Annotated in this window: 19 protein-coding genes; 11 read left to right on the forward strand and 8 right to left on the reverse strand. The window is 69.0% G+C overall.

The genetic code is table 11. The features are described from left to right. Nucleotides 1-49 precede the first annotated feature (49 nt). The 3 genes from moaB to MWU52_RS16375 form a co-directional block, all read right to left on the reverse strand. The gene (gene moaB / locus MWU52_RS16365; protein WP_246954129.1) at nt 50-580 is read right to left on the reverse strand and encodes a molybdenum cofactor biosynthesis protein B; all 531 of its coding nucleotides are present in this window, start codon (nt 578-580) and stop codon (nt 50-52) included. 87 nt (nt 581-667) lie between these two features. After that, on the reverse strand, nt 668-1,486 hold the full coding sequence (gene yghU, locus MWU52_RS16370; RefSeq protein WP_246954130.1) for a glutathione-dependent disulfide-bond oxidoreductase: 819 nt from the start codon (nt 1,484-1,486) through the stop codon (nt 668-670). Next, a complete protein-coding gene (locus tag MWU52_RS16375; protein ID WP_246954131.1) occupies nt 1,483-2,283 on the reverse strand; it encodes a uracil-DNA glycosylase in 801 nt (266 codons plus the stop codon). Before MWU52_RS16375 ends, yghU begins: the two co-directional genes overlap by 4 nt. A gap of 134 nt (nt 2,284-2,417) precedes the next feature. On the opposite strand from MWU52_RS16375, the gene MWU52_RS16380 reads away from it, so the two are divergent. The 7 genes from MWU52_RS16380 to MWU52_RS16410 all read left to right on the forward strand — a co-directional run bounded on the left by MWU52_RS16380 (nt 2,418) and on the right by MWU52_RS16410 (nt 8,606). Continuing rightward, nucleotides 2,418-3,200 carry a transferrin-binding protein-like solute binding protein gene (locus tag MWU52_RS16380; protein WP_246954132.1) on the forward strand — a complete coding sequence of 261 codons (783 nt, stop codon included), beginning with the start codon at nt 2,418-2,420 and terminating at the stop codon, nt 3,198-3,200. A 59-nt stretch (nt 3,201-3,259) separates the two neighbouring features. Continuing rightward, nucleotides 3,260-4,273 carry a hypothetical protein gene (locus tag MWU52_RS16385; RefSeq protein WP_246954133.1) on the forward strand — a complete coding sequence of 338 codons (1,014 nt, stop codon included), beginning with the start codon at nt 3,260-3,262 and terminating at the stop codon, nt 4,271-4,273. 55 nt (nt 4,274-4,328) lie between these two features. After that, nucleotides 4,329-5,261: an aspartate carbamoyltransferase catalytic subunit gene (locus MWU52_RS16390; RefSeq protein ID WP_246954135.1), complete on the forward strand. Its 933-nt coding sequence runs from the start codon at nt 4,329-4,331 to the stop codon at nt 5,259-5,261. A gap of 627 nt (nt 5,262-5,888) precedes the next feature. Further along, nucleotides 5,889-6,425 (forward strand): hypothetical protein, encoded by a 537-nt coding sequence (locus MWU52_RS16395; RefSeq protein ID WP_246954137.1) that lies wholly within the window; start codon nt 5,889-5,891, stop codon nt 6,423-6,425. 51 nt (nt 6,426-6,476) lie between these two features. Beyond that, on the forward strand, nt 6,477-7,748 hold the full coding sequence (pyrC, locus tag MWU52_RS16400; protein ID WP_246954140.1) for a dihydroorotase: 1,272 nt from the start codon (nt 6,477-6,479) through the stop codon (nt 7,746-7,748). Then, a complete protein-coding gene (gene plsY / locus MWU52_RS16405) occupies nt 7,741-8,343 on the forward strand; it encodes a glycerol-3-phosphate 1-O-acyltransferase PlsY (protein ID WP_246954142.1) in 603 nt (200 codons plus the stop codon). The genes pyrC and plsY overlap by 8 nt, the downstream gene beginning before the upstream one ends. Further along, entirely contained in the window at nt 8,340-8,606 is a 267-nt protein-coding gene (locus tag MWU52_RS16410; RefSeq protein ID WP_246954144.1) for a hypothetical protein, read from the forward strand. The genes plsY and MWU52_RS16410 overlap by 4 nt, the downstream gene beginning before the upstream one ends. Nucleotides 8,607-8,610: 4 nt before the next feature. Here the strand turns inward: MWU52_RS16410 and MWU52_RS16415 are convergent, their stop codons facing one another. The 4 genes from MWU52_RS16415 to MWU52_RS16430 form a co-directional block, all read right to left on the reverse strand. Next, nucleotides 8,611-8,862: a hypothetical protein gene (locus tag MWU52_RS16415; RefSeq protein ID WP_246954146.1), complete on the reverse strand. Its 252-nt coding sequence runs from the start codon at nt 8,860-8,862 to the stop codon at nt 8,611-8,613. 214 nt (nt 8,863-9,076) lie between these two features. Then, nucleotides 9,077-10,447: a glutamate--cysteine ligase gene (locus MWU52_RS16420; protein ID WP_246954148.1), complete on the reverse strand. Its 1,371-nt coding sequence runs from the start codon at nt 10,445-10,447 to the stop codon at nt 9,077-9,079. 48 nt (nt 10,448-10,495) lie between these two features. Continuing rightward, on the reverse strand, nt 10,496-11,008 hold the full coding sequence (locus MWU52_RS16425) for a hypothetical protein (RefSeq protein ID WP_246954149.1): 513 nt from the start codon (nt 11,006-11,008) through the stop codon (nt 10,496-10,498). Continuing rightward, nucleotides 11,005-11,745 carry a 16S rRNA (uracil(1498)-N(3))-methyltransferase gene (locus MWU52_RS16430; RefSeq protein ID WP_246954150.1) on the reverse strand — a complete coding sequence of 247 codons (741 nt, stop codon included), beginning with the start codon at nt 11,743-11,745 and terminating at the stop codon, nt 11,005-11,007. The genes MWU52_RS16425 and MWU52_RS16430 overlap by 4 nt, the downstream gene beginning before the upstream one ends. 14 nt (nt 11,746-11,759) lie before the next feature. Between MWU52_RS16430 and ubiA the strand changes: the two genes are divergently transcribed. The 4 genes from ubiA to MWU52_RS16450 all read left to right on the forward strand — a co-directional run bounded on the left by ubiA (nt 11,760) and on the right by MWU52_RS16450 (nt 15,718). Beyond that, a complete protein-coding gene (gene ubiA, locus MWU52_RS16435) occupies nt 11,760-12,701 on the forward strand; it encodes a 4-hydroxybenzoate octaprenyltransferase (RefSeq protein ID WP_246954151.1) in 942 nt (313 codons plus the stop codon). 54 nt (nt 12,702-12,755) lie between these two features. Next, nucleotides 12,756-14,774 (forward strand): OmpA family protein, encoded by a 2,019-nt coding sequence (locus MWU52_RS16440; RefSeq protein ID WP_246954152.1) that lies wholly within the window; start codon nt 12,756-12,758, stop codon nt 14,772-14,774. Beyond that, nucleotides 14,771-15,094, forward strand: a complete 324-nt coding sequence (locus MWU52_RS16445) for a hypothetical protein (RefSeq protein ID WP_246954153.1) — start codon at nt 14,771-14,773, stop codon at nt 15,092-15,094. The genes MWU52_RS16440 and MWU52_RS16445 overlap by 4 nt, the downstream gene beginning before the upstream one ends. A gap of 123 nt (nt 15,095-15,217) precedes the next feature. Next, complete coding sequence (locus MWU52_RS16450; RefSeq protein ID WP_246954154.1) at nt 15,218-15,718, forward strand: GNAT family N-acetyltransferase; 501 nt, start codon at nt 15,218-15,220, stop codon at nt 15,716-15,718. Between the two features lie 143 nt (nt 15,719-15,861). On the opposite strand, the gene MWU52_RS16455 is transcribed toward MWU52_RS16450, so the two are convergent. Further along, nucleotides 15,862-16,629, reverse strand: a complete 768-nt coding sequence (locus tag MWU52_RS16455; RefSeq protein ID WP_246954155.1) for a cell cycle transcriptional regulator TrcR — start codon at nt 16,627-16,629, stop codon at nt 15,862-15,864. Between the last annotated feature and the right edge of the window lie 20 nt (nt 16,630-16,649).

Raw genomic sequence — 16,649 nt, forward strand, 5'->3', positions numbered from 1 at the left:
CCGATCTTAAGGGATTGGCACGGTCTGCCAACTCACACGTTCGTCGCAGTCATTTCCGTCGCAGGTGTTCGTCAAGGCGCGGCATGATCTCGACGAAATTGCAGGGCTTGTGGCGATAGTCGAGCTGCGGCGCCAGGATCGCGTCCCAGGCATCGCGACAGGCCGAAGGCGAACCGGGCAAGGCGAAGAGATACGTCCCTCGCGCCACGCCCGCGCAGGCGCGGGACTGCACGGCCGACGTGCCGATCTTCTCCATGCTGACGATCGTGAACATCGTGCCGAAGGCGTCGATCTCCTTGTCATAGACGTCGCGATGCGCCTCGACGGTCACGTCCCGGCCGGTCAGGCCGGTGCCGCCCGTGGTCAGGATGACGTCGATGTCGGGGTTCTCGGACCATTCGCGCAGCTTGCCGGCGATCATGTCCCGCTCGTCCTGCAGAAGACCACGCGCCGCCAGCACGTGGCCCGCCGCCTCCAGCCGCGCGACCAGCGTATCGCCGGAGCGGTCGTCGGACGCCTGCCGCGTGTCCGACACCGTCAGGACGGCGATCCGGCAGGGAACGAACGCGCGCTCGGACATCGGGCCTCCTCTTCCTCTGGCGAAAAGTACCTTGGGGGTCCGGGGGCGAGCCCCCGGCGGGTCGGACCGCGCGGGCGGTCCGATCCTTCAGTCGAAATCGGCGGCCGAATGGCGCTCCGGCAGTTTCATCGTCTCGTCGTCGCCGGAAATGCGGTTGACCTTGCGCCCGCGCAGCACCGCCGGCCGCGCGTCGATGCGTTTGGCCCATTCCACGACATGTTCGTACTCCTGGACCGACAGGAACTCCGCAGCGTCGTAGAGCCGCCCCAGGCACAATTGGCCGTACCATGCCCAGATCGCCATGTCGGCGATGGAATAGCTGCCGGCCATCCATTCGTGATCGGCGAGGTGCCGGTTCAGCACGTCCAACTGCCGCTTGGTTTCCATCGCGTAGCGGTTGATGGGGTATTCGTATTTCTCGGGCGCATAGGCGTAGAAATGCCCGAACCCGCCGCCCAGGAACGGCGCGCTGCCCATTTGCCAGAACAGCCAGGACAGCATCTCGGGGCGCGGCCCGCCCAGGAACGCGTCATGGCGTTCAGCCAGGTGCAGCATGATTGCCGCGCTTTCGAACACGCGCACAGGCTCTGGGCCGGTCAGGTCCAGCAGCGCGGGGATCTTGGAGTTCGGGTTGATCTCGACGAAGCCCGATCCGAACTGCGCGCCCTCCCCGATATCGATGGGCCAGGCGTCGTATTCGGCGTCATGGCCGGCCTCCAGCAGCTCCTCGAACAGCACGGTGACCTTCACGCCGTTGGGCGTGGCCAGACTGTGTAATTGATAGGGGTGGTCGCCCCGCGGCAGGGGCGCGTCGTGGGTGGCGCCGGCGACGGGGCGGTTCGTCTTGGCGAAGGTCCCACCGGATTCAGCGTCCCAGGTCCAGACATCGGGAGGCGTGTAGGTCATTCGGCATCCTTCCGGGCCAGGTTCGCGGACAGTTCGAGCAGATCGGCCCAGGCATCGCGCTTGGCCGCCGGATGCCGCATCAGATAGGCCGGCGGCAGCATCGGCAAGGCGGGACGGCCGAACCCTTCGGTCCAAGTGCCGCGCAGTCCCGTGACGCCGCGCCGGCCCAGAACCGCGCCGCAGATCTGATTGCCCATCAGGACGAGGACCTTCGGATCGGCCAGTTCGACGTGCCTTTCCAGAAACGGCATCATCACGGCGATCTCCTCGGGCTCCGGCTCGCGACCCGAGGGCGGTCGCCAGGGCAGAAGGCAGGACAGATAGGCCGCGCGGTCCCCATCGGCGTGGCCGCGGGCCAGGCCGATCGCGGCCAGCATCCTGTCCAACAACGCGCCCTCATCCCCCGAGAACGGCACGCCCGAGCGATCGGCGTCGCGGTCGGGGGCGTCGCCCAGGATCATCACCCGCGCCTTGGGGTTGCCGTCGGCGAACACCGTCGCGCGCGCGCCCAGCCTCAGTTCGCAATAGGGAAACGCGGCCACGGCGTCGCGCAGCTCGGCGATCGTCGCGGCGGCGGCGGCGCGGCGCTCCGCCTCGCGCAGGGGGTCGTCGCCGGTCGGTGCGGGGGGGGCGGCGGACGGGGTCGCGGCCGGTGCCGGACGGGCGGGTTCGGGCTGCCGGTCGGGCAGGTCGAAACGGTTCACGGGGGTCGGGCCGATGGCCTCGTCGCAGCCCAGTTCGACCAGCCATTCCAGCGTCGCGCGCGCGGTGAAGGGATCGAGGTCGAGGCTATCCATTCGCGCACATTAGTCCCCCATGCCCGGGAAAGGCCAGCGGTCGCGCGCCGTCCCGCGTCCCGATGGGGCCGTTTCAGAGATCGCGTAGAATCGAACCCTAACGGATCGTAAACACGAGGAAAAATTTCTCACGGATGCTGCCGACCGGCCCCCGACGCCTTGCGTCGCGGCGTCAACTCTCGCCCTGCCGTGTTCCGCAAGACACAGATCGGGATGGCGCCGAAGATGGCGATCTGCATGGCCGGCAACTTTCCGCCAATAAGCCCGGTCGCGGGGCATATCCGCGATTGAAGAAAAGAAGGAACGCTATGAAAATTCATGTAAAATCGGCAGTTGCAATTCTTGCGGTGGCCGGTCTTTCGGCTTGTGGCGGCGGTGGTGGAGGCGGTGATGCGGCCGGCTTCACCGATCTGCGCGACGATTCCGTGGCGCTGGCCGACCGCGTCTCGTCACTGCCGCTGACGACCCGGGCTGACATGCCGGTTACGGGAACCGCGACCTACAGCGGTGGTGCAGCCTTCGCCGTCGACAGGACGCTCGACGATGTGGTCGACAGCCGGACCGGCGATGCAAATCTGGACGACGATGCGATCACCGCGTTCGGCGATCTGCAGATGACCGCCGATTTCGACGGAGGCACGATCCGGGGCCGGATCGACGATCTCCGTGACCGCGATCTGGGCGAGATCGACGGCAGCATCGCTCTGCGCGACGGTCGCATCAACGATACCGAGTTCCTGGTCGCCGCCGAGGGCACCATTCGCGTCGAGGACGAGTTGGAGCAGATCGACGGCCGGATCGGTGGCGAATTCCGGGGCGATGATGCCGCGGCCCTGCGCGGTGGCGGCGACGCCACTATTGGAAACTCCGCAGGCACATCGGATCTTGCCATCCTGATCGCGGGCGAAAAGGACTAGACGGTCCCGACAGCGGCGCCCGCGCGGGTGCCGCTGTCCTGCCGCCGGAGGGTATCGAAATGACGAGATGGGTCCTGACGCTGGCCGCGGCCGTGCTTTCGGTGGGGCTGGCCGGCCGTGCCGAAGCGGCCTGGGAAGCGGCCGTGCTGTCCGGTTCGGATCGGCTGTTCCTGTATTCGCTGCTGCGCGACCGGCCGGCCGGATACCGACCCGAGGCGCTGCGCCTGGTCCGGCGCCTCGCCCTGTCCAAGAAGGGGGGGCGACCGGCCTTCGTGGCGCAACGCAGCTTCGACCTGACGCCGGCGCTCGACTGGGACGAGAACGTCAATGGCGGCACCGCGGCCGACACCCTGACACTTTCGGGCCTGCGGTTCACCGTCGACGATGGGTCGCGTGCCCGCGCCGGCTTCGTGGCGGGCATCGACGCGGGCGCCGGGATCGCCTTCGCCGTGGCAAGCCGGGTGCGGCTGTCATTCGACGCGCATCTGTCGCTGCGACACGCGCCCGAGCTTGACCTGAACGATGCGAGGGGCGGCCTGCGGGCCTGCGCCGAGCGCGGCAACCTCGACTGGAGCGCATGGCGTGGCTGCGTCGGGGTTTCGGGGCGCGAACGGGCACTGTCCTCAAGCGCCGTCCGCAGCGCCGAGATCGAGCGGATCGGCCTGTTCTCCTCGGGCCTGGGCGATCACGAATGGCGCGCGGGGATCTGGTGGAACACCGATGGCGAGACGGTGCGCCGTGGCGTTCAGGGGACGTTCCTGACCGCGAACGACCGGGTCGGACTGGTTTCGCTGACGGCGACCGCGGGCAGCGATGTCCTGGGTGGGACAGCGGCGCTGTCGCGCCGCGTGGCGGGCGCGCCCACACGTTTTTCGGTCGGGCATTTGCGCCAGACGGGCACGCCGCTGCTGGGTGAACGCCGCAAAGATCGCGTCCTTACCGCCGGCGTCACCCGGCCGGTCGGCAAGCACTTTCGCACCGGCCTTCGCTGGACGCGCCGCCGCTCCACGATCGAGGGGTTCGACTCTTCCGGCCTGCGCCTCGATGTCGGGTTTCGCGGGTGGCGGTGGTAGCGAGCGGCGTGACGCGGGGCTTGATCGCCGTCCCGCCGCGCCGCATGAGGACGCCATGACCTTCACGCAACGCCACCTGCTGGGGATCGAGCCCCTGCACCCCGTCGAGATCACGGCCCTGCTGGATCTGGCCGATCGCTATGCCGATCAGACCCGGTCGGGCGGGAAGCATGACGCCGTGCTGTCGGGCCTGACGCAGGTCAACATGTTCTTCGAGAACTCGACCCGCACGCAGGCCAGTTTCGAGATCGCGGGCAAGCGGCTGGGCGCGGATGTCATGAACATGGCGATGCAGGCGTCCAGCCTGAAGAAGGGCGAAACGCTGATCGACACGGCGCTGACGCTGAACGCGATGCGGCCCGACCTGCTGGTGGTGCGCCATCCGCACTCAGGCGCGGTCAACCTGTTGGCCGAGAAGGTCAACTGCGCGGTCATCAACGCGGGCGACGGGCGGCACGAACACCCGACGCAGGCATTGCTCGACGCGCTGACGATCCGCCGTGCCAAGGGCCGGCTGCACCGCCTGACCGTCGCGATCTGCGGCGACATCGCGCATAGCCGCGTGGCGCGGTCGAACCTGATCCTGCTGGGCAAGATGGAGAACCGGGTGCGCCTGATCGGCCCGCCCACCCTGATGCCGCCGCAGGTCGGCGAGTTGGGCGTCGAGGTCACCGACGACATGGAAGAGGGCCTGAAGGGTGCCGATGTCGTCATGATGCTGCGCCTGCAGAAGGAGCGGATGGACGGCGCGTTCATCCCGTCCGAGCGCGAATACTATCATCGTTTCGGCCTCGACGCGGCCAAGCTGGCCCATGCGGCCCCCGATGCCATCGTCATGCATCCCGGCCCCATGAACCGCGGGGTGGAGATCGACGGGACGCTGGCCGACGATATCAACCGCAGCGTTATCCAGGAACAGGTGGAGATGGGCGTCGCCGTCCGAATGGCGGCGATGGACCTGCTGGCGCGGGCACGGAGAGTGGACTGAACGCGGATTTCCCACTCGATCCGGGCGAGAGAGTCCTCCGGGCGGGACAGGCCTTCCCGTCGGCTGTTCGTGTTCCGAGCGGCTGACATCCTGCTCGTTCTCATTTCCGCCGTGTGGACGGCATTTGTCGGGTTTGAGTGGCTGGCGGATCCCCCGGTCCCGCAACCTTCCCCGCATCCTGCCTGTTGACGGTCTTCCTGATTGTCGGCCTGTATCCGACGGCGGGTCGGATCGCCCGGGACGCCCGGATCCGTCGGGGTACGACTTATGTTCCGACGGATGGCCGCGCGTCGATCCCGCACACGCGTCCCAATCGCAATCGGAGAGAGCGGGCGCTGACGTCTTCGCCGCTCGTATCTTTTTCGGGATCGCGCGAGGGGCGGGTGACCTTCGACGAAGCAGCGGCGCGTTCGGCGGTCGGCCGGGCCCTTGGTGTCTGGACAGGCGATGGCGGAAGCTGCACCTTCGGCGCGATCGACCAGCCCGGGGCGGTCTGTCGCCCGGCCCGCGAGAAGGTTCGCCGACTCCGGGATTATCCGGCCGGGTCGGCCCCGGGGCCAAACCGATCGAACCGCGCGGGCCGCCGTGCGTTGACACGCGACCGCAACCAGCAGAGGTCTGCCGCACATGAGCATCAGTATCCCGCCCCGCGACCCCCGCATCCATGTCTTCTCGGTCTCGGACGGGCCGCTGAAGCTGGCGCATCAGACCTATCTCTCGCGCCTGACCAAGGAGGTGCCGCAGACCACCCCGCTGGCCGAGGCGCTGGGTGCGCCCATCGACCCGACCTACGCCGAGGTGTTCGCGGTGCGGGATGTCGCACCCATGGGGCTGCGGGCCTATCTGGCCCAGGCGCATGACATTCCCGCGCCGGTTCTGGAGACTGACGCGGCGCGGCTCGACGCGTTGTCGGGCGACGTGCTGGTGCTGGCGCCCCGCGCGGTGGAGGGGGTGGAGACGCTCGACCCCCGCCCCGAGTTGACGCTTATCGGCAGCTACGCGCCGGCCGAGGCCGACAATGCCCCCCGCGACCTGCCCCCCGCCGCGAAGGAGCCGCGCCTGGCGACCCCGGCCGCGTCGACGGGCCGTCCGATGTCGAACCGCATGATCGTGGGTATCGTCCTCGCCGCGCTGGTCCTGGCGGGGCTGGTCTTCCTTTTCTGACCTCCGCCTGCGCGATGGACTTGGCGTGGTCCCGGCGATAGGTCCGGGGCCATGACCACGACCCTTTTCACCGATGCCCGCCTGATCGACCCCGTCGCCGGGGCGGAACGCCGGGGCGACCTGCGCGTGGCCGATGGCCGGATCGCAGGGCCGGGCCCGGCCGATCGGGTGATTGACTGTCGCGGCCGCTGTCTGGCGCCCGGCATCGTGGATTGGGGCGTCAAGGTCGGCGAGCCGGGGGAGCGCCACAAGGAGAGCTTTCGCACCGCCGGTCTGGCGGCCGCGCGCGGCGGGGTCACCACGATGGTCTGCCGCCCCGATACCATTCCCGTGATCGACGCCCCCGAGGCGCTGGAATATGTGCGTGACCGGGCGCGCGACGCGGTCGTCCGTGTCCGCCACATGGCGGCGCTGACACGGGGCCGCACAGGCCGCGAGATGGTGGAGATCGGCTTTCTGCGCGACGCGGGCGCGGTGGCCTTCGGCGACGGCACGCATGTGGTCGTGGATACCAAGGTCCTCTCGCGCTGCCTGACCTATGCCGCCAGCCTGGGCGCCGTTGTCGTCGGCCACCCGCAGGACGCGGGGCTGAGCGACGGTGCCTGCGTCACGAACGGCAAGTTCGCGGCCCTGCGTGGCCTGCCCGGCGTCTCGCCGCTGGCCGAGCGTCTGGGCGTCGAGCGGGACCTCGCCCTGGCCGAGGCGACGGGGGTCGCCTATCATCTGGACCAGGTGACGACCGCCGCCGCGCTGCCGGCGCTCCGCTGCGCCCGCGCCGCTGGGCTGGACGTGACGGCGGGGACGTCGATCCATCATCTGACGCTGAACGTGCTGGACGTGGCCGCCTATCGGACCTTCTTCAAGGTGACGCCGCCGCTGCGCGAGGAGGCCGATCGGCTGGCGATCGTCGAAGCCCTGGCCGAGGGCACGATCGACGTCATCTCCTCGATGCACACGCCGCAGGACGAGGAATCGAAGCGGCTTCCGTTCGAGGAGGCCGCGCCTGGCGCCGTCGGGTTGGAGACGCTGCTGCCCGCGGCGATGCGCCTCGTCCATGCCGGCCATATCGACCTGGCCCGCCTGTGGCGCGCGCTGTCGCTGAACCCGGCCCGGCGGCTTGGTCTCGAGGGCGGCACGCTCGATGTCGGGGCGCCGGCCGATCTGGTGCTGTTCGATCCCGACGCGCCCTTCGTCCTGGATCGCTGGTGCCTTGCATCGAAGTCGAAGAACACGCCTTTCGACGGCGCCCGGATGGAGGGGCGCGTGCTGGGAACCTGGGTCGGCGGCGTGCCCGTTTTCGAGAGGGCGCGCGCCGATGCCTGAACTGACGACACCGGGCGCTTGGATGCTGATCGCGGCGATCCTGTCCTACCTGATCGGCGCGGTTCCCTTCGGGATCGTCATGGCGCGGCTGTTCGGGCTGGGCGACCTGCGACGGATCGGGTCCGGGAACATCGGCGCGACCAACGTCATGCGGACGGGCAACAAGCTCGCCGCGTTCCTGACCCTTCTGGGCGACGCCGGCAAAGGGGGGCTGGCCGTCCTGTGCGCGCGCCTGACCCTTGGCGAGGACGCGGCCCAGCTGGCCGGTCTGGCGGCCTTCGTGGGCCATGCGTGGCCCGTCTGGCTGGGCTTTCGCGGCGGCAAGGGGGTGGCCACGTTCCTGGGCACGGTCCTGATGCTGGCGTTTCCGCTGGGCCTGGCGGCCTGCGCGACGTGGCTGGCGGCGGCGGCGATCACGCGCATCTCGTCGCTCGGGGCAATCGCGGCCGCCGTGGCGACGCCGCTCTGGGCGCTGTGGCTGCGGCCGGACGCCGTGGGGCTGGGCGTGGTCTTCGCGGTGATGATCGTGGTCTTCCATCGCCACAACATCGCCCGCCTGCGCGCCGGGACGGAGCCGCGGATCGGCCGGAAATGACCCGCGCCGCGGCCGTGGCCCGCGCGTTGACGGATTTGCCGCTGGGCACCTTCCGGGGGCGTTCGCAGGGTAGGGACTGGCTGGTCACGCGCAGCCTGTTCGCCGGCGGCGCGTCCGAGAAGCTGGTGGCGCGGGCCCTGGACGGGTCGGATTACGTCAGCCTGAACCTCTATCGCCTGCAGGCCGGTCCGCGGCTGAAGCCCTGCGAGATGCCGGCCGAGAAGGTGGCCGGCTTCGTGCTGGACCTCGTGCCGCAGACCTGACCCGTCAGCGCGGCGCGCGCTCCACCGCGTCCGCCATCCGGCGCGTGTTGTGATAGATCCCGAGGCCCAGATACATACCGCCCCCGATCAGGACCAAGTAGAGCGATCCGCCGATCAGGATGCCGATCGCTGCGAGAAATCCGCCGCCGTTGTCGGTCAGCGCCGCGATGAGGGCCGCGATGACGACGCCGATGGCGCCGAGGATCACGATGATGCCGACGAGCATGTCGAAGGCGTTGATGAAGAAGTCGCGCATGAAACGGGTCCGGTCCTAAGTGTTATCGTGCAGGTCGCCCCGGTTCTTCGGATGGTTTTGGTGCAATCGAATGGCAGGCTCGTGGAAGAACGAAGGCCTTCGCACCGCATCCCGACGATGCGTCCGCGGGTTCGGCGGTTCGGGTCACCGCGGAGACCGCAAACTCTTCTGGAACCCCTCCGCCATGGACGGCGGCGCTCGTGGCAAAGCCTCGTCAATAGCTGCGTTCGGCGTAGATCCGTGTCAGGTCGCCGTCCCAGGGGCCATGATAGTCATCCAGAAGTTCGTCCGCCGGGACCTTGCCCGTCTCGACCGATTCTCGCAGCGCGTTCAGGAAATGGGTCTCGTCCGGGACGAGGCCGCCCGCGCCCGGCATCGCGCGGGCCTTCAGCCCGGCCTCGGCGATGTCGAGGCATTCGCGCGCCAGATCGTGCATCCGGACGCCGCCGGCCTCGGCCTGCAGGCCTGCCTCGCTGGCCGCGACGCGAAGCGCCAGCCGCGTCTCCTGGTCCCAGTTCTTTGCCAGATCCCAGGCTGCGTCGAGCGAGGATTGATCGTAGAGCAAGCCCACCCAGAACGCCGGCAGGGCGCAGAGCCGCCGCCAAGGTCCGCCGTCGGCGCCGCGCATCTCCATGTATTTCTTGATCCGCGCCTCGGGGAACAGCGTCGTCAGGTGGTCCGCCCAATCCGAAAGCGTCGGTTTCTCGCCCGGCAGGGCCGGCAGTTCGCCCTTCAGGAAATCGCGAAAGGACATGCCCAGCGCATCCACGTATTCCCCATTGCGATAGACGAAATACATCGGCGTATCGAGGGCGTACTGGACCCAGGCCTCAAACCCGAACCCGTCGTCGAAGACGAAGGATGGGATGCCCGTGCGGTCGGCATCCAGGTCTCGCCAGACGCGGCTGCGCCAGGACTTGTGCCCGTTCGGCTTGCCTTCGAAAAACGGCGAGTTGGCGAACAGCGCGGTCGCCACCGATTGCAGCGACAGCGCCACGCGCAGCTTCTGGACCATGTCGGACTCGGATGCGAAGTCGAGGTTGACCTGCACCGTCGTCGTGCGCCGCATCATGACCCGGCCCATCGTGCCGACGCGGCCCATATAGGCGTCCATCAGCTTGTAGCGGCCCTTTGGCATCAACGGCATGTCCTCATGCCGCCAGATCGGTGCGGCGCCGAGACCGATGAAGCCCGCGCCGATTTCGTCGGCAATCGATTTGACCTCGCGCAGGTGGTCGTTCACCTCGTCACAGGTCTGGTGGATCGTCTCCACCTGCGCGCCCGACAGTTCCAGCGCCCCGCCTGGCTCCAGCGAGACGTTGGCGCCGCCCTTCTCCAGGCCGATTAGCTTGCCGCCCTCCTCCACCGGCGCCCAGCCGTAGCGATCGCGCAGGCCCGACAGGACAGCGTGGATGGAGCGCGCGCCCTCGTAGGGCAGGGGGCGCAGCGTGTCCTTGCAGTAGCCGAACTTCTCGTGCTCGGTGCCGATCCGCCATTCGCTGCGGGGCTTGCAGCCCGACGCGAGGTAGCCGGCCAGCTGGTCGTGGGACTCAATCGGGCCGCCGCCGGATTGGGGAATGGACATCTGCGGCCTCCATGCGCGTGTTGGATCGTGACTGCGGGCGGGGCCGCCTCAAGTCAAGGCGCGGTGCCCCGCGCGCTGCCAGACGATGACGGTGCCGGGCGTGCGGCCCTGAGCGGCGCGCACCATCGCCCCGGTGTCGAGCCCCGGAAGCGGGGCCAGGCCGTCCAGCAGACGTTCGGCGCCGGCGGCGCCTTCGGGGATCAGGAGCGGACGTCCGCCGACATGTTCGAGCCGCCAGAATGCCTCGCCGGTGGCGGTCCGCCGGAACGCGACCTGGGCGATGTCGTCGAGATCGGCACTGCCGCCGATGACGGGACCGAGATAGGTGATCCGTCCCTCGTCCAGTTCGACCACGCCGGGCGAGTCGATATCGTGGCGGAACCGCGCCAGCCGGATGCCCGACAAGAGCAGGACGCTGCCCACGCCGGCCGCGACCGCGCCCAGAAGCGCGGGCAACCCGTAGGACGCGAGCCAGAGCCACCCTCCGCCCGCGACCGCGCTCGCCCCGATCAATGCCTCGCGCCAGCGGGTCAGCGCGGCAATTACCTCGGGGCGGATCACGGCCAGTCACCCTTTGCGGCCTGCCACAGGGTCAGCGCCGCGACGGCGGCGGTGTCGGCGCGCAGGATCCGGGGGCCCAGCGAGATGGCCACCGCCCGGTCCATGCCACGCAGGCGTTTGCGTTCCTCGGTGGCGAAGCCGCCTTCGGGACCGATCAGGATCGCGGCGGGGGCAGGGGGCAAGGGACCGTCCGCCCCCGCGCCGTCCGACCAAGCCGGGTCGTCCGACAGTGCCTCGTCGGCGAAGATGAGGGTGCGGTCGTCGGGCCAGCCATCCAGCAACCGGCCCAGCGTTGCGATCTCGGCCACCTCGGGCACGTAGGTGCCACCGCACTGCTCCGCCGCCTCGACCGCATGGGCCTGCAGCCGGTCGCGGCGGATGCGCTCCGAATTGGTGAACCGCGTCGCCACCGGCAGGATGCGCGCGGCCCCCAGTTCGGTCGCCTTCTCGACGATGAAATCGGTCCGCGCCTTCTTGATCGGGGCAAAGACCAGCCAGATGTCGGGCGGATCGCGCTGTGCGGCGACCCGTTCCTCCACCGTCAGCGTGCCGCCGCGCTTGGAGGCGGTGTCGATCCGCGCCCGCCAGGCGCCCGACGCGCCGTCGAACACCGTCAGAGTGTCACCCGGCGACAGGCGCATGACGCCCGACAGGTAGTGCGCCTGATCGCGCGTGAGCGCGGCCGGTTGTCCCGCCCCCAGCGGACCGGTTATGTGCAGCCTGACCTTGCTGTCCATGGGGCCCCTTCTCGATGAGCGACACTTCCGATCAAGGGCAGGTGGCCGACGCCGTCAAGGGCAACTGGGTCGATACGCACGCGCCGACCGCGCTGCGGCCCTATCTGCGTCTTTCTCGGGCCGACCGCCCGATCGGCACTTGGCTGCTGCTTCTGCCCTGCTGGTGGGGGCTGACGCTGGCGGTCGCGGCGACGGGGTTCCGTCCGTTCGACATCTGGATCGCGCTTGGCTGCGCGATCGGGGCGTTCCTGATGCGCGGCGCGGGCTGCACGTGGAACGATTTCACCGACCGGGACATCGACGGGGCCGTTGCCCGGACCCGGTCGCGGCCGATCCCGTCGGGCCAGGTGACGCTACGGGGTGCGTTGGCCTGGATGGTCGCGCAGGTCGCGCTGGCGGCGCTGATCCTGTTCACCTTCGCGCCGGCCGCCATCGCCCTGGGACTTGTCGCGTTGGGTCCGGTGGCGATCTACCCCTTCGCCAAGCGGTTCACCTGGTGGCCGCAGCTCTTTCTCGGCATCGCCTTCAACTGGGGCGCATTGCTGGCCTGGGCCGCGCATACCGGGGCGCTGACGTGGCCACCGGTCTTCCTTTATCTGGGCGGGATCGCCTGGACCCTCTTCTACGACACGATCTACGCCTATCAGGACGTCGAGGACGACGCGCTGATCGGCGTCAAGTCGACGGCACGGCGGTTCGGCGACCGGCCGACGCCCTGGCTGCGCGCCTTCGCGGCGGGGACGGTACTGCTTATGGGGGCCGCGACCCTGGTGGCGCTGCCCGTGCTTCCGGCGATGGTGGCGCTTTGCGGCGTATGGGCGATGGGATGGCATCTGGCCTGGCAACTGGCGCGGCTGGACATCGACGATGCAGACACCTGCCTGCGACTGTTCCGGTCGAACCGGACGGCGGGCCTGATCCCCCTGCCGTTTTTCGCCATCGCGGCGCTGCTGTGATTGCCCCTGCCGGACCGGACCGTTAGTCAGACGCGAGAGAACCGCCGGATACCCATGAGCCGTAAACGCACATTCGCCACCATCGCCGCCTTCGGGCTGGCCGTCGTGGCTTCCTCTGGCGCGGCCTGGTACGGGGCCGCCTATGTGGAGACCTCCTCGCACGAGGCCGTCCGTCAGATCCTGGCCCGCAACGACCTGGGCTGGGCCGAGGTCGAGACCGACGGCCTCCAGCTGGTCCTGCTGGGAACCGCCCCCGACGAACCCGCGCGGTTTCGCGCCATCACCAGTGCCGGTGCGGTCGTCGACCCCGGCCGCATCATCGATGCGATGGAGGTGGCCGAGCGGCGGACAACGCTTGCGCCGCGCTTCTCGCTGGAGATACTGCGCAACGACCGCGGGGTGTCGGTCATCGGCCTCGTTCCCGCCGAAGGGGGGGCCGAAGTGCTGGACGACGCGCTGGCCGACGCCGGCGGCGGCACCGCGCTCGAAGTCACGAACATGGTCGAGACGGCGGACTATCCCGTCCCGCCGTCCTGGGAGGAAACCCTGCGTTTTGCCCTGGCCACGCTCGAGGATCTGCCCCGCTCCAAGGTGTCCGTCGCGCCCGGGCGGGTGACCGTCACTGCCGTGGCCGACAGCGACGACGAGAAGCTGCGGCTGGAGCGCGACCTGAACCGCGCCAAGCCGGACGATCTGGTCCTCACGCTGGACATCGCCGCACCCCGGCCGGTCATCACGCCTTTCACGCTGCGTTTCATCATCCCGTCTCAGGGGGCGCCGCGCTTCGATGCCTGCGCGGTCGACACGGCGGCGGCCGAGGCGCGTATCCTCTCGGCGGCGCGCGACGCGGGCTTCGACGGCCGGGCGAATTGCGTGGTCGCGCTGGGCGTGCCGTCGGCGTCCTGGGGCGTCGCGGCCGCCGAGGGGATCGCCGCATTGGCCGAGATTGGTGGCGGCGCGCTGACGCTGTCGGATGCCGACGTCTCGCTCGTCGCGCGCGAGGGCACCGATCGGGCGCTGTTCGACACCGTGGTGTCGGAGTTGGAGACCGCGCTGCCGGACCTGTTCGTGCTGTCCGCCGTCCTGCCGGAGCCCACGCAGATCGACGGCACCGGCGAGGGGGACACCGGCACGCCGGAATTCGTCGCCACCCTGTCGCCGGAGGGGCAGGTGCAGTTGCGCGGCCGCCTGTACGACGAGACGCAGGAGGCCGCGGTCGTGAGCTATGGGCGTGCCCTGTTCGGCGTGTCCAACACCTATATCGCCACGCGCGAGGATGCGTCGCTGCCGCAGGGCTGGCCGGCGCGTGTGCTGGCGGGAATGGAGGCGCTGTCGCGACTGGAGAGCGGGAGCGTCGTCGTCCAGCCCGAACTGGTGGTCCTGCGCGGCCTGACGGGCGACAAGCAGGCCGAGGCGCGCATCTCGGGCCTGCTGTCGGACAAGCTGGGCGCCGAGGCCGATTTCCGGATCGACGTGCGCTACGACGAGGAGTTGGACCCGCTTCTGAACATTCCCACGCCGGAGGAATGCGAGACGCAGCTCAACGCGATCCTGGTGGAGCAGAAACTGACATTCGCGCCCGGCGAGGCCGTGATCGAGGAGGCCGGCGACGGTCAGCTCGGCCGCCTGAAGGAGAAGCTGGACGAATGCGTCCGCGCCGTGTTCGAGATCGGCGGCCATACCGACAGCCAGGGGCGCGAGGAGATGAACCTGTCACTGAGCCAGCAGCGCGCGGACGCGGTGCGCGCGGCCCTGATCTCGCGCGGGGTTTCTCCGCGCCAGCTCGTGTCGGAAGGTTACGGCGAGACGCAGCCGATCGCCGACAATGACAGCGAGGAGGGGCGCGAGACCAATCGCCGGATCACCTTCACGCTGCTGGGCCGGCGCGAAGTCGAGCCGTCGCCACTGGACATGCTGGCGTCACCGGGCGAGGACTTGCCGGCCGACGGGGAGGTCGTCGAGGCGGCCCCCGACACGCCGGTCGAGGATGCCCCCGCCGAGGGAGCCGAGGCCGCGCCTGCCGGCGATACCGAAACGTCCACGCCGGACGCCCGTGAAGGAGACGGCGAATGAACCGTACCGAATTCGTCATCGCGATCGCGGTCATCCTGTTCGTGGCATTCGTGCTGGGGTGGTTCGCCTCCTGGCTGGTCTATCGCTTCAGCCGCGTCACGACCTCGGACGTGGCCGAGCTGGAGGAGATGGCGAAGTCGCTGCACGACGCCGAAGAACAGCGCGACGAGGCCATCACCTATCTGCAGTATCGCGAGCAGGAGTTGCAGTCGAAGCTCTCGGGCACCGAGGCCGAACTGCGCGCGACTATGGAAGGCCTGCGCGAGGCCCGGCAGGAAGCGTCCGAACTTCGCGGCTATATCGAGTCGTTGAACGCCTGAGCCCGGGGCGCGCCGGGCGATCGGCAGCGTATCGCGGCGAATGCGTTCCGCTGACGTGGGATCGATGTGGCGCCAGCTGTCGAACGAGTTCGGTCCTGGTTGGCGATCTGCTAGACAGGCCGAATGAAGACCCCCGATCGGTATGGCTTTCGCAAGGTGACGCCGGATGACCTCGATCTGCTCGCGGCGTGGCAGTCGAACCCGCATGTCCGTGAATGGTGGGATTCGGACGCGCGATATGACGCCGCCGACCTCGCCGACCCCCGTGTCGCGCGTTGGATCGTCTCGGTCGTCGGACGGCCCTTCGCATTCATGCAGGATTACACGGTTCACGGGTGGGACGAACACCATTTCGCCGATCTCCCCAGGGGGTCGCGGGGGATCGATCAGTATATCGGCGACCCCGGGATGGTCGATCTCGGGCACGGGTCGGCCTTTGTCCGCGCGCGAATGCAGGCGCTCTTCGACGAGGGGGCACCGGTGATCGCGACCGATCCGCACCCGGACAATGCGCGGGCGATCGCCGTCTACCGAAAACTGGGGTTCGCGCCGTTCGGACGACCCCGGGAAACGCGCTGGGGCCTGATCCTTCCGATGTCGGCCGAGAACCGAGGGGCGGCATAAGTCGCGGAAGCTTCCGCGGCGCGGAAGATCAAGCCCGCCGCCAGCCCCCTGGCGACCCTGACACGGGCGCCGGAGCACCGGAACGGGCGGAACCGTCCCAGCCGCGCCCGCCGGGCCCGGCATCGCGGGGGCGGCGCGAGGCCTTACCGGTCCTTGTCGCCGTCCTCCTCCTCGTCATCGCCGCCTTCGGGGATGTTGAAGAAGCTGTCCGCATCACGGACGTCGCGGTTGTCGGGCTTCTCGTCATCTTCGTTGCCCGACAGGCTGAACGTTTCCAGCCCGGACATGTTCGACGGCATGCGCGGCTCGTCGCCATCCATGCCCAGGCTCTGCTCCGTCGAGACGAGCTTCCGGCGCTCGTCGTCGGACATCACTTCGCCCTCGGCGGCCTTCTTGGCGGCCGCTTTCTGGACGATGGCATCCAGTTCGGATTGCTTGCACAGGCCCAGAGCCACGGGATCGATCGGCTGGATGTTCTGGATGTTCCAATGCGTCCGCTCGCGGATCGCCTGGATCGTGGGCTTGGTCGTGCCGATCAGCTTGGAGATCTGCGCATCCGTCAGCTCGGGGTGGAACTTGACCAGCCACAGGATCGAGGCGGGCCGGTCCTGGCGCTTGGACAGCGGCGTATAGCGCGGCCCGCGGCGCTTCTCCTCGCCTTCGGAGGCGGGGTTGTGCAGCAGGCGCAGCTTGCGGGTCGGGTCCTTTTCGGCGGCCGCGATCTCGTCCGCGGTCAGCTGCTTGTTGGCGATCGGGTCGAACCCCTTGACGCCCACGGCCACGTCGCCATCGGCGATGCCCTGAACCTCCAGTTCGTGCAGGTCGCAGAAATCGCCGATCTGCTTGAAGCTGAGCGTGGTGTTGTCGACCAGCCAGACGGCGGTGGCTTTGGCCATGATCGGTTTGTTCATCGGATCGCTTCCTTCAGACA

Source organism: Jannaschia sp. S6380 (assembly GCF_023015695.1).
Classification (GTDB): domain Bacteria; phylum Pseudomonadota; class Alphaproteobacteria; order Rhodobacterales; family Rhodobacteraceae; genus Jannaschia.

Coding starts and splice junctions, on each gene's coding strand:
- MWU52_RS16450 (WP_246954154.1), top strand. CDS start 15,218: ATGAAGACCCCCGATCGGTATGGCTTTCGCAAGGTGACGCCGGATGAC.
- MWU52_RS16430 (WP_246954150.1), bottom strand. CDS start 11,745: ATGGACAGCAAGGTCAGGCTGCACATAACCGGTCCGCTGGGGGCGGGA.
- MWU52_RS16385 (WP_246954133.1), top strand. CDS start 3,260: ATGACGAGATGGGTCCTGACGCTGGCCGCGGCCGTGCTTTCGGTGGGG.
- MWU52_RS16380 (WP_246954132.1), top strand. CDS start 2,418: ATGCTGCCGACCGGCCCCCGACGCCTTGCGTCGCGGCGTCAACTCTCG.
- MWU52_RS16390 (WP_246954135.1), top strand. CDS start 4,329: ATGACCTTCACGCAACGCCACCTGCTGGGGATCGAGCCCCTGCACCCC.
- ubiA (WP_246954151.1), top strand. CDS start 11,760: ATGAGCGACACTTCCGATCAAGGGCAGGTGGCCGACGCCGTCAAGGGC.
- MWU52_RS16415 (WP_246954146.1), bottom strand. CDS start 8,862: ATGCGCGACTTCTTCATCAACGCCTTCGACATGCTCGTCGGCATCATC.
- MWU52_RS16375 (WP_246954131.1), bottom strand. CDS start 2,283: ATGGATAGCCTCGACCTCGATCCCTTCACCGCGCGCGCGACGCTGGAA.
- MWU52_RS16455 (WP_246954155.1), bottom strand. CDS start 16,629: ATGAACAAACCGATCATGGCCAAAGCCACCGCCGTCTGGCTGGTCGAC.
- MWU52_RS16445 (WP_246954153.1), top strand. CDS start 14,771: ATGAACCGTACCGAATTCGTCATCGCGATCGCGGTCATCCTGTTCGTG.
- plsY (WP_246954142.1), top strand. CDS start 7,741: ATGCCTGAACTGACGACACCGGGCGCTTGGATGCTGATCGCGGCGATC.
- moaB (WP_246954129.1), bottom strand. CDS start 580: ATGTCCGAGCGCGCGTTCGTTCCCTGCCGGATCGCCGTCCTGACGGTG.
- MWU52_RS16410 (WP_246954144.1), top strand. CDS start 8,340: ATGACCCGCGCCGCGGCCGTGGCCCGCGCGTTGACGGATTTGCCGCTG.
- pyrC (WP_246954140.1), top strand. CDS start 6,477: ATGACCACGACCCTTTTCACCGATGCCCGCCTGATCGACCCCGTCGCC.
- MWU52_RS16440 (WP_246954152.1), top strand. CDS start 12,756: ATGAGCCGTAAACGCACATTCGCCACCATCGCCGCCTTCGGGCTGGCC.
- MWU52_RS16395 (WP_246954137.1), top strand. CDS start 5,889: ATGAGCATCAGTATCCCGCCCCGCGACCCCCGCATCCATGTCTTCTCG.
- MWU52_RS16420 (WP_246954148.1), bottom strand. CDS start 10,447: ATGTCCATTCCCCAATCCGGCGGCGGCCCGATTGAGTCCCACGACCAG.
- yghU (WP_246954130.1), bottom strand. CDS start 1,486: ATGACCTACACGCCTCCCGATGTCTGGACCTGGGACGCTGAATCCGGT.